The organism is uncultured Veillonella sp. (assembly GCF_963524655.1).
Lineage (GTDB): Bacteria > Bacillota > Negativicutes > Veillonellales > Veillonellaceae > Veillonella.
Genome location: NZ_CAURHA010000025.1, coordinates 1 through 16,256, shown reverse-complemented (window position 1 = coordinate 16,256; position 16,256 = coordinate 1). Strand labels below are relative to the sequence as shown.

15 protein-coding genes are annotated in these 16,256 nt (G+C 40.3%); 2 read left to right on the top strand and 13 right to left on the bottom strand.

Features of this window, described 5'->3' with window-relative positions; translation table 11 throughout:
* Position 1: 1 nt before the first annotated feature.
* The 13 genes from RYM16_RS06090 to RYM16_RS06030 form a co-directional block, all read right to left on the bottom strand.
* Complete coding sequence (locus tag RYM16_RS06090) at positions 2–931, bottom strand: AAA family ATPase (protein WP_314982961.1); 930 nt, start codon at positions 929–931, stop codon at positions 2–4.
* A 195-nt stretch (positions 932–1,126) separates the two neighbouring features.
* Positions 1,127–1,972 (bottom strand): ABC transporter ATP-binding protein, encoded by an 846-nt coding sequence (locus RYM16_RS06085; RefSeq protein WP_024065066.1) that lies wholly within the window; start codon positions 1,970–1,972, stop codon positions 1,127–1,129.
* The gene (locus RYM16_RS06080; protein WP_314982960.1) at positions 1,972–3,009 is read right to left on the bottom strand and encodes an iron ABC transporter permease; all 1,038 of its coding nucleotides are present in this window, start codon (positions 3,007–3,009) and stop codon (positions 1,972–1,974) included. The genes RYM16_RS06085 and RYM16_RS06080 overlap by 1 nt, the downstream gene beginning before the upstream one ends.
* A complete protein-coding gene (locus RYM16_RS06075; RefSeq protein ID WP_314982958.1) occupies positions 3,002–3,955 on the bottom strand; it encodes an ABC transporter substrate-binding protein in 954 nt (317 codons plus the stop codon). Before RYM16_RS06075 ends, RYM16_RS06080 begins: the two co-directional genes overlap by 8 nt.
* Before the next feature lie 42 nt (positions 3,956–3,997).
* Positions 3,998–5,983 (bottom strand): TonB-dependent receptor, encoded by a 1,986-nt coding sequence (locus RYM16_RS06070; RefSeq protein ID WP_314982955.1) that lies wholly within the window; start codon positions 5,981–5,983, stop codon positions 3,998–4,000.
* 134 nt (positions 5,984–6,117) lie between these two features.
* Complete coding sequence (locus tag RYM16_RS06065) at positions 6,118–8,064, bottom strand: TonB-dependent receptor (RefSeq protein ID WP_314982953.1); 1,947 nt, start codon at positions 8,062–8,064, stop codon at positions 6,118–6,120.
* A 155-nt stretch (positions 8,065–8,219) separates the two neighbouring features.
* Positions 8,220–8,966 carry a TonB family protein gene (locus RYM16_RS06060; protein WP_314982951.1) on the bottom strand — a complete coding sequence of 249 codons (747 nt, stop codon included), beginning with the start codon at positions 8,964–8,966 and terminating at the stop codon, positions 8,220–8,222.
* Between the two features lie 4 nt (positions 8,967–8,970).
* Entirely contained in the window at positions 8,971–9,375 is a 405-nt protein-coding gene (locus tag RYM16_RS06055; protein WP_314982949.1) for a biopolymer transporter ExbD, read from the bottom strand.
* Positions 9,372–9,983 carry a MotA/TolQ/ExbB proton channel family protein gene (locus tag RYM16_RS06050; protein WP_314982978.1) on the bottom strand — a complete coding sequence of 204 codons (612 nt, stop codon included), beginning with the start codon at positions 9,981–9,983 and terminating at the stop codon, positions 9,372–9,374. The genes RYM16_RS06055 and RYM16_RS06050 overlap by 4 nt, the downstream gene beginning before the upstream one ends.
* A 549-nt stretch (positions 9,984–10,532) precedes the next feature.
* Positions 10,533–11,483 carry an ABC transporter substrate-binding protein gene (locus tag RYM16_RS06045; protein ID WP_314982947.1) on the bottom strand — a complete coding sequence of 317 codons (951 nt, stop codon included), beginning with the start codon at positions 11,481–11,483 and terminating at the stop codon, positions 10,533–10,535.
* Positions 11,484–11,492: 9 nt separating this feature from the next.
* Positions 11,493–12,572 carry an ABC transporter substrate-binding protein gene (locus RYM16_RS06040; protein ID WP_314982946.1) on the bottom strand — a complete coding sequence of 360 codons (1,080 nt, stop codon included), beginning with the start codon at positions 12,570–12,572 and terminating at the stop codon, positions 11,493–11,495.
* A gap of 244 nt (positions 12,573–12,816) precedes the next feature.
* Entirely contained in the window at positions 12,817–14,019 is a 1,203-nt protein-coding gene (locus RYM16_RS06035; RefSeq protein ID WP_314982944.1) for a M48 family metallopeptidase, read from the bottom strand.
* Positions 14,020–14,200: 181 nt separating this feature from the next.
* Entirely contained in the window at positions 14,201–14,572 is a 372-nt protein-coding gene (locus RYM16_RS06030; protein WP_273298810.1) for a CGGC domain-containing protein, read from the bottom strand.
* A gap of 434 nt (positions 14,573–15,006) precedes the next feature.
* Here RYM16_RS06030 and RYM16_RS06025 point away from each other — a divergent pair, with 434 nt between their 5' ends.
* Both RYM16_RS06025 and RYM16_RS06020 read left to right on the top strand, forming a co-directional pair.
* Complete coding sequence (locus RYM16_RS06025; protein WP_314982942.1) at positions 15,007–15,381, top strand: type II toxin-antitoxin system RelE/ParE family toxin; 375 nt, start codon at positions 15,007–15,009, stop codon at positions 15,379–15,381.
* Complete coding sequence (locus RYM16_RS06020) at positions 15,359–15,634, top strand: helix-turn-helix domain-containing protein (RefSeq protein ID WP_129823486.1); 276 nt, start codon at positions 15,359–15,361, stop codon at positions 15,632–15,634. The genes RYM16_RS06025 and RYM16_RS06020 overlap by 23 nt, the downstream gene beginning before the upstream one ends.
* Positions 15,635–16,256 lie beyond the last annotated feature (622 nt).

Here is a 16,256-nt window from a genome sequence, read left to right as displayed (position 1 = left end):
GTTAGCCCTCGAGCACTGCAGTTACCACTGTATCAATGCGATCTTCATCATGACCTTGCTCTTCAAATGGCAATCGACGCAAACGGTGTTTCAAGGCTAATCGGGCAGCTACCTTGAGGTCTTCATCTATAATTTGATTGCGCCCCTGAAAGGCGGCATGAGCTCGAGCGGTGTGCATCATCGTAATATCTGGGCGATGACCATCAACGCCGACACCGATGCTGATGCTCGCAATCTTTAGCAATACATCATCTGAAGGGATGACGCTTGGCAATAATTGACGGGCTTGTAACAAGCGTTCGTGTAATGCTAGTTCCAAATCTTTATAGGATGCGATAAAGCCTTTTGGGTCATCTCCAAAAGCAAGGCGGCGCTTGATAACCTCCATACGCTGTGCTGGGTCATGCTCCCCATAAACCATAACGGATAAGCCGAAACGGTCTAACAATTGAGGTCTAAGATCTCCCTCTTCTGGATTCATCGTTCCTACAAGGATGAAACGAGATGGATGGGAATGACTCACCCCTTCACGCTCAACTGTATTGACGCCCATGGCTGCTACGTCGAGCAAAATATCTACAATATGATCATCTAATAGATTTACCTCATCTACATAGAGAATATTTTGATGTGCAGCATGTAAAATGCCTGGTTCAAAGGCTTTTACCCCCTCTTGTAAAGCCTTTTCCAAGTTAATAGATCCCACCACTCGGTCTTCCGTGGCATTGATAGGCAGTTCTACAACGGTCATGGCAGATGAGCCTATTTCCATAGGAGGTAACAGATTTGCCAACGCTCGGACAGCCGTCGATTTAGCAGTGCCCTTTTCACCTTCGATCAACACACCGCCAATGGATGGATTGATGGCATTGAGCAAAAGGGCCAATTTCATTTCATCTTGACCAACAATCGCAGTAAATGGATATAACATAAGGCTAACCTCACTCAGAATTGCAATGTAAACTGCCGACAGACATAATAAATTAGTAATTCATAGTAAATCAGTAATTCATAATAAGTTAGTAACTAAATTAGTAACTCATGAAAAATAAGTAATTCACAATCAGTTAGTAACACATGATGAGATGCTACGTACCAGCTGCTAAGTATCCATAATCCTATTTAACTATTTTAGATTAGGATCAAAAGATATGTCCGTACTCGCATTGGTTTGCTTGAACTCATCAATGCTTGTAGTGCCCTTAGGGAATACAAAGATACGCTGTTGTTTGAAGTACGGATCATCGTAAACCGCTGCAGATAGATGGAATGCAGCACGCAAGTTTTCTGCCGTCAGCACCTCTCTCGGCGTACCTACGTCAATGATATGACCATCGCTAACTAGGACGAGCTTGGTACAATATTTAGCAGCCAATTCTAAATCGTGAACAACGATTAGAATCGTTTTACCTTCGTCGCATAATCTACGACCTTCATGGAAGATATCATCGGCATAAACTAAATCGAGAGCCGCTGTTGGTTCATCTAATAAGAGCACCTCTGTTTGTTGTGCCAACGCCTTTGCTAGGAATACCCGTTGACGCTCACCACCACTAAGGTTTTGTACAGATCGATTGCGCAGGTGATACACACCTACCTCTTTCATGGCCTTTTCTACGATAGCCTTATCGTCTGGGCCTTCTTGTTGCCACCATTTCAAATAAGGATAACGAGCTGTCATTACAATATCGATGGCTTCATAGTCAAAGGACACATTGACAGATTGCTGCATGTACGCCACATGATGAGCAATTTCCTTGTCGCTCAAAGAGGCGATACTTTTACCATCCCACAAAACCTGTCCCTCAGATATAGGATAAAGGCCACGCAAAGTTTTTAATAATGTCGTTTTACCAGAACCATTAGGCCCGATAATACCGACGAATTCACCACTATCAATAGAGAAGGACGCATCCTTTAGAATCGGGTTTTCCCCTAATGTAACGGATAAAGATTGAACATCTAATTTCATTAGGCCCCTCCTTTACTGCGCAAGCGATGAAGTAAATATAAGAAATACGGTGCCCCTAAAAGAGCCGTCATAATACCTACACGAATTTCTACTGGTTGTGCTACGACGCGACCTAAAGTATCGCAGAATACGAGGAATAGCGCACCACCAATGGCGGCCATGAGCAATAATATGCGATGATCTGGTCCTACTAAGAGACGTACAATATGTGGCACCACAAGCCCTACGAAGCCGATAGAACCGCTGACGCATACAGCGGTAGCAGTAATGACGGATGATAAGAATAGGAATAACATGCGATACACCATTACAGGCACACCTAGAGCGCGCGCCTCTGTGTCGCCGAGAACGAGTACATTTAAATGGCGCCCAAGCATCATTAAAATAACACTGCCTGTCATGATAGGTCCAACCGCCAATAGAACATGGTCCCAACGACGGAAATCGAGCCCCCCTACCATCCAGAATAAGAACTCACGCAACCGGTATTCATTAATCATCGTCAAGATACCGGAGGTAAAAGCCCCTAATAACATGCTCACAGCTACGCCTGCTAACAATAAGGTTGTCGTATCCAACTTGTTATTACGCAAGGTCAAAAGAATGGTAATACCCACGGATACAAAGGCCCCTACGAAAGCAAAGGCAGGCATATAAAACATCCCTAAGGATGTAAATCCAAGGGCGATGGCAATAACGGCACCAAGTGATGCACCTGCAGATACGCCCATAATACCTGGATCCGCTAGTGGGTTTGAGAACACCCCTTGCATAACCGCACCAGCTAGTGCCAAGGCACCACCTACGAGTAAACCTATGATAAGGCGTGGCATACGGATAAACCACAATACCGCCTCTTGTTCAGCTGTAATAGGCTCTGTGAAGTGTACAGGTATTCCCATACCATTTAAAATGCTTTGTATGCCCCCACCGATAGGAATCATAATCGTTCCTAGGTGTAGTGCCAATAGACTCACAATACACAGCAATACCCCAATTATGGCAATTGCCATGATGCGTTGTTTCTGTTTAGTCATGAGAATTCCTTTCTAACTGAGGATACACAGTATGCATAATGGCTAGCATGGCTTCACCAATATGCTGATTCATTGTATATAGGTATGCTGCTGGCAAGGGTTTAACTCTGTTTTCCCGTACAGCTGACAAATTCTGAAATGCGGGATTATCTAAATATCGACTGGCTAATGTCTTATCCATTCCCTTATAGGAGGGAATAAAAATATAATCTGGTTCCATCGCTATGACCCGTTCATCCCCAAAGGGCGTCCGTGGCGGTAATCCTAAAAGATCAGGTGCATTGTAGATACTCATATACTTACACATATCATCAAACAAACTACCTGTTCCTGTATAACCATCCATGGAGGATACAAAGAGTACACTTTTACGCTGTTCTACAGGAATAGAGGCCCCTAGCCGTTTCATCTCATCTAATTCACGACGAATCTTCTGGGTATACAATTGACCTTTTTCGTCCTCTCCAACTACATGAGCAATGTCCGTTACATTTTGAATAACTTCCTCTACCGTAGACGGTGTGGGTACTACAACCGTAGGTATACCCATATAGCGCAAACCTTCAATAACATCTGCGCTCGTATAATCTGGAGCGATGACGAGATCTGGTTTCAAGGCTATAACTTTCTCCAATGGGTAGGAACTCAACACAGGTTTTACAAGCTTAGCTCGCTTGGCTTCCAAGGAATACTCCTCATAGGTAGATAATTTATTAATCCCCACCAAGCGATTTGGTTCTATAAGTCCTAATAAAATTGTGTCTGCCGCTGAAGATAACGCCAAAATACGTTTTGGATACTCAGGCACACCTACGCGGACACCATCATAGCTTTCAACATAACGCATAGGACTTGTGACGGATTCTCTAGGTTGAAAACCACAACCTGCTATACATATACAAAGAAGTATCATCAAGCATATGAGGAGATTGGTCTTCTTATTCATGGTGATACTCCTTGTATTGTTCTACGAAAAAGTAAATAACTACTAGAATTTTTGAGTGTAGCTTAATTGATAGTTGAATGGTTCATCCCAGTATTCCCAATCACCATTAGAGATAACGTTGTGACGATTCAACAAGTTACGCGCATCGAGGCGTAAGGAAGAGTTTTCATTAAATTGATATCCTACATAGGCATTCCAAGCTACAAGATTTGGATTGGTACCGCCATCGCGGTTCTTCATACGTTTTGTAACAAAGTTGATGCTAGTGCCGGCAGTCCAAGTCGAGCTGTTATAGTGAAGGCCCCCTGTAAACTGCAATTTAGGGTTAGCTTGTTTCCAATAGGTTTTATCGATTTCTCGTTGTTTAGGGTTGGAGTACGATGCACCAACAGTCATTTTCAAATGATCCGTTAATTTGCGGCCATACTGAGCTTCAATGCCCACATTTCTATAACGACCACCATTTACACGGATTGTATTCTTACCGTTGCTATCTGGCTTCCAGGAGAAGAAGTTCTTAAAGTCCATATAAAATACGGCTACCTTCCAACTATCCTTGTCGGTAATGTGCTTGTAGCCCAACTCATAATTCCAACCTTCTTCAGGTTTCAAATTACGTCCACTAACAGAGGCATAGCCTTTGTTGATTTTCTTGAAAGTATCGCTAAGGTTCGGCATTCTAAATGCTTTGCCAACATTCATATACATGGACGATTCCTTGTTGATGCGATGTTGCAATTGGAACTGCGGCGTCAATACCTTTTGATTTCTCACAGGATCCTTAATATCGGAATAGCGCAAACCTAAAATCCCGGTCCATTTCGGATTAAATTGATGGGAATAGGTACCATAAAGGGCCAAGCTATTGCGATGTGGGTTGCCATAGTACGGACCAGCAGTAGTCTTATAGGTTTCACGTTTACCAAGAATACCGGCAATTAAGTAATCTTTACCATCCCGGAAATCCCATTCATGTTGCACATCAAAACCATATTGGCGTGCAATATAGTTGTTATCGCTCACAGTATATGCTTTTTTGCTGTGTACGCGACTTTTACCATACAAATCTCTATCATTATAGAAGAGTGTACCTGTCGTATTACGATCCTTATAGATCAAGGACGCGTTATTTTTTGTATCATGATAAGCATATGTTGTAGAGTGGAGCTTTTGCTTGATAGGATTTGTTTCCGTACTCAACTGCGCAAAGGAGGAATTACCTTCAAAACGACTAAAGTTTAAAGTCAACTTATCGTTCAATTTACCGCTCATAAATACACCTAACGAGTTGCCCTTATCACGAGCTGTGTAATATTCATAGCCCCTAGCATAGGCCCCAATATCTGAGCGAATAGGTGTTTCTGGGTCTTGAGCACCAAAGAAGTTACGTTCTACACCAATTAAGAATCGCGGTGTTCCATAGCTAATTTTATAGGTTTGACTACCCATGTTACCAAAGCCTACCGTAGCTGAACCGCCTTCTTTAGTTGGGGTTTTCGTAATGACATTAATAACACCGCTCATCGCATCAGAGCCATATAGAGCAGATGCGGCGCCTTTAAGCACCTCAACACGCTCAATAGATCCTGTTGGGATCGAGCTGAGACCACCCTTACCATTAAGGTTCATAGGCACACCATTTACGAGGATTAAAGAGCCCCGTTCAAGGCCACGAATATTTACACGGCTATCCATAGCACCATATTCAAGGCCTGATGCACCATAGGAGAAGGATGTAACACCAGGTACCATATTTACCGCATCAAAGGCGTTTTTAGCACCACTATTGACCAAGTCCTTTTGGGTAATAACATCCATCGCTGCTGGCGTATCTAAATCTAGTAATGCCATCCGATTAGCAGTTACGTTAATAGTATGGCTTTCAGTAGCTCCACTAGCTTCAGTAGCTGCCGTTACACCTGTGCTATCTGGTGTCGCAGAAACTTCTGCTGCATATCCATTCACGGATAAGCCCATCAATGCCAACCCAACAAGTATAGAAGTACGTCTCTTACTTTGTGTTTTCATAACCAATACCTCACTTATACACATATGCTTTCATATAAACCACATAATTGTATTATTACACATTTATTTAGGCCACACAAAACCTATACCCCCTACCACTACTATGTTTCTAGCAGGTCTATCCTAAATAAATATTAGAATTTTTGTGTATAGCTTAATTCGTAGTTAAATGGTGCATCCCAGTATTCATAGTCACCATTGGATACTACATTATGACGGTTCAAGAGGTTGCGTGCATCAAGGCGCAATGTAGCGTCTTTGTTGAAGTGATACCCTACATAAGCATTCCATTGAACAATGTTTGGATTCAATCCACCATCGCGATTGCGCAAGCGTTTTGTTACAAAGTTCAAGGATGTACCAGCATCCCATGTGGAGCTTTTATAATGGATGCCTGTTGTAAACTGCAACTTAGGAGTCGCTTGTTTCCAGTAATTTTGATTTATTTCCTTTTGTTTTGGATTAGAGTAAGAACCGCTAACACTCATTTTGATGCGATCAGATAAGCGTCTATTGTACTCTGCTTCAATACCAATATTGTGGAATTTACCGCCGTTTACGCGTACTGTTGGACGGCCATTGGCATCAGGCTGCCATTGGAAGAAATTCTTGAAGTCCATATAGAATACATCTACCTTCCAGCTATCCTTCTTATTCATACGTTTATAGCCTAGTTCATAGTTCCAACCCTCTTCAGGTTTAAGATTTTTGCCACTTACCGCTGTATATTGGCGGTTCACACTGCGAAATGCATCACTCAAGCTAGGCATTGTGTATGCTTTACCAATATTCAAATACATGGAAGAGTCTTTATTGATGGTATGCAACACTTGGAATTGAGGTGTAAGTACATGTTGGTCCTTAATAGGATCACTAATAGCGGTATAACGCAACCCTAAAATGGCAGTCCATTTTAGATTAATTTCCCGGGAATAGCTGCTATACACCGCATAGGTATTACGATGAGGACGTGTATACACAGGGGCCTGTGTAGCGCGATAGGTTTCTTGTTTACCTGTAATACCAGCAATCAAGTAATCCTTACCACCTCTAAAGTCCCATTCGTGCTGTACATCCATACCATATTGACGGGCTACATAACTAGTATCTGTCGGTTTGAACTGTTTGGCACTATGAACGCGGCTTTCACCACGCATAGTACGGTCATTATAGAACAAGGTGCCTGTCGTATTATCATCCTTGTAAATCAAGGATACGTTGTTGCGGTCATCCTTGTAATTATAGGTCGTAGAATGACGGGCCTGTCTTATAGGATTTGTTTCTGTACTAATCAAGCCAAAGGATGAACGGCTTTCGGCACGATTATAGTTTAAGGTTACCTTATCTGAAAGCTTGCCGCTCATAAATACGCCTAAGGAGTTACCCTTATTGCGCGTAGTATAGTAGTCGTAGCCCTTACGACCTGTATAGTCATATCGCACAGGTGTGGATGGATCTTGAGCTCCCCAGTATTTTCTATCGATGCCTACGAGGAATCGATCAGTACCATAAGAAAGGTCAAATCGCTTAGAGCCACGATTACCCACAGCTACCGTAGCGGAGCCACCCTCTTTTGAAGGCGTCTTTGTAATAATATTTATGACGCCACCTAAAGCTTCTGCTCCATATAAGGTAGACGATGCGCCCTTTACAACCTCAATACGTTCGATTGCACTCGTAGGGATAGCACCAATTCCACTTTTACCATTTAGATTCATAGGTACACCATTTACGAGAACTAGTGCACCTCGGTCTAGGCCACGAATATTCGTACGGCTATCCATACCGCCGAAATCTGCACCAGACGCACTAAAGGAGTTAATAGTTACACCTGGTACATTAGATATCGCATCAAAGGCTGTCTTAGCACCGCTGTTTTGTATATCCTCTTGAGTAATAACAGAAGTTGATACCGGTGTATCTAAGTCTAAAAGAGCTGTGCGATTGGCGGTTATGTTGATAACATTTGATGGCTCTTGATTTTGATTACTTGCTACTTCTTCAGCATATCCATTTATACTTATACTAAGTAATGCCATCATTGTGGCTGCATATATACGTTTATTCATTCCATTCTTCATCCTGTATTTTACCAAAAAGGGCTTAAAATCTATTGATTTATTAATTAAAAGCACCAATTATTAATTTAGTTATAGGGGATATGAGTATCCTCATATCCCCTACACAGCTTATAATTCATTTAATTTAACTCAGACTAGATAAAATATATAAATGACTATTCAAGTTCATATCTTATATAATAAACATCTGACTTAGGTTCTCCCGTTGTATTTGTGACACCACCGGATCTAGCAGCAAGTGCAAGCGCATCCTTATCAAGGAGGCTTGAACCACTACTATTATCAATTTCAGCTCTAATATAATTACCTTCACCATCAAAATAAACTCTAATAGTAACTGTTCCAGTAATACCTCGTCTTACAGCTTGTGCTGGCATGACCTTATTCGCATTTAAACTGGCCCGATAACCAGAATCATCAAAGATACCATCATCACGCTTTGTTTCTCCTGGGCCAGGTGGTCCATCATTAGACCCAATACCCTCAGTAGAATTTCCATTATTACCAGTTGGTCCATTATTAAGGCCTGGTACATTTCCAGCACCAGGATTACCTACAGGATCGTTATTATTACCATTTAGGTTTACAGGTGCAGGTTCATTACCACCTAAGTAAGGGTTTAGATTTTTTAATCCCTCTGTAGGTTTTCCCGATAAATCAGGTAATACACTGCCAGCCTTGCCACCGCCTGCAACAGGCTTGTCGTCAGGCTGAGTCTTTAGTTCCTCGGGCTTCTTCTCTTCAGGAGGTTCTTGCTGCCCCATATCAAGGTTGATAACCAAGTCTTTTTTCGGTGTCTCCGGAGGCTTCAAATGGCCGAACCAATTTCCTACAACACCCCAATAAGCAAGGTTTAATACCAATGCAGCTACGAAAGGGATTCCATATCGTTTATTTATCATAGAATCACTTCCGTTCTGTAGCTACGCTAACAAACCGAGCACCACTTATTTTAAGATTATCTAAAATATTGATAACGTCCTTATACGCAATATCCTCGGAGGCGCGCACAATAAACGCCTGTTGTGGTTCCTTTCCAACAATACCTTGAATTTCAGCACCCAATTGGTCTGGTACAATTTCACGGTCATTCAAATACATCTTATGTGTCGCCGTTAATGAAATTGTGATTGGCTCAATCGTCTTAGCGGAGGAAGAAGAAGCCTTCGGTAAGTTAAGCGGAATTTGCTCTTCTGTATTCATGTACAACGTACTCATCATGAAAAATACAAGCAAGAAGAAAACGATATCAATCATAGGTATAATCATGATGGTAGGTTCTTTTTGTATGCCTACTGAACTACGTTTCATCGTTGACTCCTAATATATAAATCCAAGATAGAACCTAATTTTTGTTCCAATTTCGCAATATCATAATTAACTTTGCTTGTGCACCAGCTATGGATAGCTAATGCTACGATAGCCACTGAAAGCCCTGTTGCTGTAGCAATCAACGCTTCGGATACACCGCCTGTAATAACTGTAGGAGCGCCAATATCGCCACCAACAGCTGCGAAGGAACGAATCATACCCACTACAGTACCCAATAGACCAAGTAATGGCGCCATAGTTACCATCATGCTAAGCCAGTTAAGACCGCGTTTTAAACGTTCATCCATGTAGCCTACTACATCATGTAAACGATTTTCTAGGCCTTCTACACTATACACAGAATCAACAATAGGAGATACGAACTTACTCAATGCATCATCGCTATTTTTTACAGTTTGTTCAAGGGCAGCCCAACTATTACTATTTCGGCCCGCATCAATATTGTCAGATAATTGTTGTAACTCACGATCAATTTTTCGGTACATACGAATACGTTCAAATAAAATAGTACATGCTGCTACCATGAATAAAACGAGTGGATACATAACGATACCACCAGCATGAAATAGATGAATTGTATACTCCATCATAGCCTCCATAATAAATGTATAATCTTACATACAACTAATAAAAGTGGTCATCTGTATTATTCGATTAACCACTATAAATGTCATTATTCCACAAAGATTTTATAAGTACAATAACCCTATACCCCTTACGGTTACTGGTATTCTATAGTATTTTATTTTTAGTATACCCACTATCTATTTTATATATACATTTGTCCATTTAGTACAGACAAAAATATTTTTCCGCAAACCATATGTAAATAATCTAATAAAAATACAAAAAGCGACCTATAAAATATATATTATAGGTTGCTTTTAAACTTATATTAATTTAATTAAAGGATTAACAGACCTTTATATTTCCAACATCAACAATCTGTATATTTATAACTCTCTATTACTTATAAATAAATTTTATGTTTTAATGAATGCTAATTATATTTATTAACTATTCATGCATTAAATTTATATCATAAGGTATCTACTTATAATAATCAGTAACTGTTTCTATTATCTTTTCCATCATTTTCTATTATTAAGCTATCCTTTATCAATTATAGCTAATAATTACCGCTCATACACAAATTGTGCCATATTATAAATACCACGGCCAATGTGGTATGTCTTAGCCATCATAGCTTCATTAGATATGATAACCACTTTTTTATTCTTAATGGCCTTAACATTTTTAAAATCCGGATCATTATAGTAGCTATTAAGTACCGCATCACGGTTAAAGCCCGGTGCTTTCACATCTGTCGGCACGATAATGACATCTGGATCGACCTTGATAAGATCCTCCTTTTTACCCATGTAGGACCATTTTACACCTGCCTTAGTAGCCGCATTGTCTACATTTACGTACTTCAGCATGTCTTGAATCATTGTATCTGGCGCCCCATACAAGCCATTTTCATTATACACGGCAACGGTCTTTTTCGGGTCATCACGGCGAGCAAAGCGCAAGGACTCTGTATCGCGGATGTAGTTCATCATCGTTGTAATAAGGGATTCCGCTTTATCAGCACGGCCCAATAATTGTCCTACACTTCGCGTTTGATCCTCTACCTCTTTTACTGTCTTAGGCGCTCTAAGAAGTGCGACCTTTACACCTGCCTCGCGAAGGGGCCTCACAAGATCTGTGGTGCCATCATCGTCCTCTACAATTACAATATCTGGTTTTAAGGCAACGATAGCTTTCACATCAAGGGCCACTCGTTGCTTCACGCCATTAGACGATTGATACGGTGCCACAGTGCTAGCCACCACAGAATCACCAGCGAGTTCAGACGCAAGGTCCGCCGCATTAGGACCAACCGCAACGATACGCTCTGCCTTGTGATCGAGTATGACCGTCTCGCTAGTGCCATCTACCATCTTATAAATGCCCTTTGAGCTCAACATACCAAAAATACCACCACTGGTGAAAGCATTCCAAGACTTGTACATACCCATAACGGCTACGACTAAAATGCCCACGAAGATGGCTAATAATATTAATAAACGCTTTAATTGCATACTCTCTCCTTATTCGCTCTTATATTTAACGATGCCCTCATAGGTACTAGGACCATAGAGCCATTTTGCCATTTGTTCCATGGCCATGAAAGCTTTCCAAGAATAGCTCATCACAAATAGTTCCTGTACTGGATAGACATAACCTTTTTTAACAGCTGTTACATTTTGTAAGTCCGGATCGTTCATAATGGCATCAATATCTTGCTTGTAATCTGGCAGTTTATCGATAAAACGGGTAGGCACAAAAATAACATCTGGATTGATGCGAATCAGATCGGCTTTCGTTCCCATAGATTGGTTCATATCTACCGTCGTTTTATGATCTCGGTACCAAGACACATCAGAGAAAATTTTAGGATCCTTGCCATTTTGAGTTATAACAAGATTGCCTGCTCCATCAATACCATGCACCTGTTCAATCATATCCCGTACAATACCCGACCGATATACGCCATGAGAGCTATTATATAAAGCAATAACAGGCTTTTTATCCTTTTCGTAAAGCTCTACAAGTTTCTTAACATTACGTCTAGATATAATAAACTCACGTTCTGGATCTTTATCCTTAAAAATCTCTCCTATTGTTTTAGTCGTTAAAATAATATCCTTAAAACTATCTTTCTTCGTATACACAAAGACAGGTATACCGGCAGCACGCAAGGACGACACAAGGCTAGGAGGCGTAGAGTCTGGCGCTACGACCACGTCTGGTTCGTAGGACTTAATGGAGTCCACCGTTAGCTCTACACGACCATTAACATGAGTGGAACTGGAATAGGCAGATCCATCCGTAGCCACGATATAGGGCTCTCCACCAATGGCACCCATAATATCTACTGTACTTTCACCTATGGTAACGACGCGCCGCACATAATCAGGTACGGTCATCACCGTATGTTGACTATCCTCAATCTTCCGTTCATTCAGTGAAGTTAATAATTTACCTACTGTGCCGTGTCGCGGTATAACATCACCCAATAAATCTGGTGCCAAAGCGATAACTAGACCAATCACTATAAGGATGCCTAAAAAGATATAATTAAACATAATCCATTTTAAGGCCCCAAAAATGCTTCTCTTTTGATTCATAAGCGCCCCTCTCTCATCTGCAACTTACGATTAACCGAATATTTATAGCTTTAGTATACAGTATCTATTGTATGTGGTCTATACAAGAAAGATGACTCAGCAATCGCTAAGAACCGGACCAAAAATCTGCTAAAAAAGAGGACCAAGCATTTGCTCAGTCCTCTTATATTCATTATATAGGAACGACAATCTTGCTTATTTAGATTGTCCTTCTACACATCCCACAGGCACGCTGTATGCGTGATTATTTTTTAGTTTTATCTGCTTTTTTATTGTCTTTTGCTTTTTTATTTTCTTTTGCTTTTTTATTTTCTTTTACTTTTTTAGGTTTTTCTTGTTTAACCTTAGCTGGCTTTTTAGCATTAACAGCAGCGCCTGCAGGTTTCACAAAAGCATTATTTAGGTTCGTCGCCACTTGTAATGCTACATCTGCATTTGGCGTAGTAACGATATTTTGTCCCGCTACCGTTACTGTGCCACCGTTATAAGATGCAGAACCTGGTGTCACTTGGTTGTTATGGTACATGCGAGCTAGTTTACCGGCCATGTAGAAAGCGCGTTCTTCCCCTGTATAGCGGCCGCTAGCAGCTGGGGTATAAATATTATCGCCATTTACATAAACGGCGCCTTTAGACACGTTTACGTGGTTTCCAGAGTATGTGTACATGCGCGCAATGTTATTGTTCACCCGATCTGTTAACTTAGGATGGTTATTAGGTGCTACTACTTGTGAAAGCCCTTCACGATAGTGTTCCCCTACTTTGTTTCGAAGTACTAGCATAGAACCAGCGGCACCGCCCACATTGTACGGAGATTCGCTTAAAATCTTGAAGCCTAATTCATCGGCTGCTTTTTCTTGGCTCATTGTAAATACTTGGTTAGACAAGTAGTTACCTGCCACATTAGATAAAATAGCCGCCCCTTCGCTACCGCCTGCAGCGATACCTACAGCTGTAGATAAACCGATTTGTTTTTTAGCGCCATTGATGATATCTTTATGCTCACCATGTGCAATTTCATGGGCCATTACGTACGCCAATTGATCATCATCAAGCGTATCTAACGCACCTTTGTTGATAGACATGACACGACCAAGCGTTGCGAAGGCATTGAATTCCTCGTCAGGGTTAGCATATACAACGTAGGAACGTTTTACACTCGGTGTAGCCTCTAAGGTTTTCATAATACGATTTACACGCTCTTGAGCTGCACTGTCGTTCAAGTAACCTGTTTTCTCTTTTGTACGAGCCAAGCTCTCTTTTTGACCTTGCTCAGAATTATCCATTTTATTTAAAGCAGTAGATACGTAAGCCATAGCAATTGCACCACCAGCTAAGGACTGTACCGCGCCAGATGCGGCTTGTACAGGAGCTGTTTGCATGATCGCCGGTGCCATAGTCACCACCATAGCTACAGATAATGTAGCTGCTGTAAGTTTCATGTTCATTCTCTCAACCTTTCAAAATATAACGAGTAATAAAGGCTATATACAGGAAAAATGTATAGCTATTTAAATGTAGATACCACACTGAATTCTACACACTATCCATATTGTAAAGATGTATGGTAAATACAAAATGAATAGTGGAACAATTATTCATCTGTTTGAAATATTTATCTATCACAGACTACTCATCAGCTACAACTGGTTTTGCTGAAAGCACAACGGCTTCTTTACCATCTTTAGAAACGGCAGCACCATGGGTATAACCCACTACATCAAAGCCTGCCTCAGCACACTGTTCTGCGATGCTTTCATAATTTTCATTCTTGCCACGAGTACATGTAGAAAGATGTACCGTAGTAACACCTTTTTTCTTGAAAGACTCGATTTTCTTAGCTAGATCGCCACCACTGTGCGTAAAGCCAACCAACTCAATATCCTCATCTGCATAACGCTCAAAGGAATCCGCTTTATTCATAAATGCTTTTAAGCAACCGCCACAAGAACAGCGCTGCATTGTATCCTCATTCACGAGAACCGCAATTTTCTTAGTCATAAGACCTCCATTGAAAGTATAGTATAAACCTTAGTATAACATAGCTATAAGGAAAAGATGTATCCTGAAGCACGTTGATTAATACTAATTATATATAGGCTAAGCTATAAAATTAATATTTTAAAAACTCATAAATATCTTAATCACACATCCATAAACCTTGTAAAAATAGCTAGTATTACAATCCGTAACCTTTACCTAATAATAATAAATGATATAACTTGATTTCTCCTATTTCTAGATCTTTAGGAATAGTTAAATACCTTCAAACTTGAATAGTGATTACCAAGCTAAAGAATTATGCTCATTATTTCTTTAAGCTACAAAAAGCTACTAAGTTATTTATATAGTAAAGATAAGAATTTGGATGAACAGTTACTTTAAAATTGAGGTTTGAATGCATATATGCTATCATGGAAGAAAGAAGGATTAGGATGGAGAAACCTAAATTTATATCTTATACTAGGCCAAATGGTCATAACGAATTTGAAGAGTTTTATAACTCGCTCCCTACTAAAGATAGAAATAAATTACGTGCCACTATTGATATGATTGAGGAAGCAGGCATACATCCAGCAATACAACTTGAATGGGTAAAAAAATTAGATTCTGAAATATACGAGATACGATCAAAAATATCTTCGAACATTCAAAGAGCTTTATATTTTCATGTTAGAAATAATCAATATATTATTACACATGGATTTACTAAGAAAACCCCAAAAACACCAACAAAAGAAATAATAAAAGCTAAACAAATAAAAGAAGAATTTGAGGAGGAATATTATGCCACTAAAGACTTTAGATAAGATATTTGAAAAAGATATAAATAATCCAGCCTTAACAGAAAGCTATTTGGAAGAGAAAGCTAAATTAGAAAATGCATTAGCTGTTTTAAAAGCACGAGAGGCTGCAGGACTAACACAGCGTGATTTAGCAAAAAAATCTGGAGTTCCACAGTCTACAATCGCCCGTATTGAAAAAGGTGCAAATACGAGTTTAAGCACTATGTGTAAAATTGCATTTGCTCTAGATAAACAAGTAAAGATTAGTTTAGTATAAGAATAACCCCTATAAGCTGATTTAAAGTGGCTTATAGGGGGTTTATATTTAAAGCAGATTACATAATTTAAAGTAACTCAACTAATTTATTGTACGATACCATAAGTGCTATGTATCGCGGTATCCATTAATTACAAAATCATTAAAGCTACCCAACAGCTATACGGTGCAGTAACATAGGTGCTTCGCACCGCGTTACTGTATTTCCAAGTTCGCCTCCTACCACTATCCGCGGCTTCCTATAACACTCGCCCATGGCAGCATATAATACATTATTATAACGTATTATATATACCATTAGGGCTTCGTCGAACCTGATGCAATGGACGTATGCGTCGAATAAATATAATTACTTTTCGGTGGCCCTACTTGCTTCCTCACTGTGGATTTCCCTTCCCTGCTTCGCAGCTTGGTAAATCTTACGTTCGGAAGAAAGCGATGCAGTGAATCTGTCGTCGTTTCACTCCTCCATCTTCTACTGCCCTGCTTTTCCCAATGCCGTCTTACACGGACACGCACATAGATACAACCTCTACAACCTTGGCTGGAGGCGGATCTAGTAGGGTTAGCTAGTCGAAGACTAGCAAAAAGAAAAAGGCCTACCTTTAGGTAGACCTTTTTC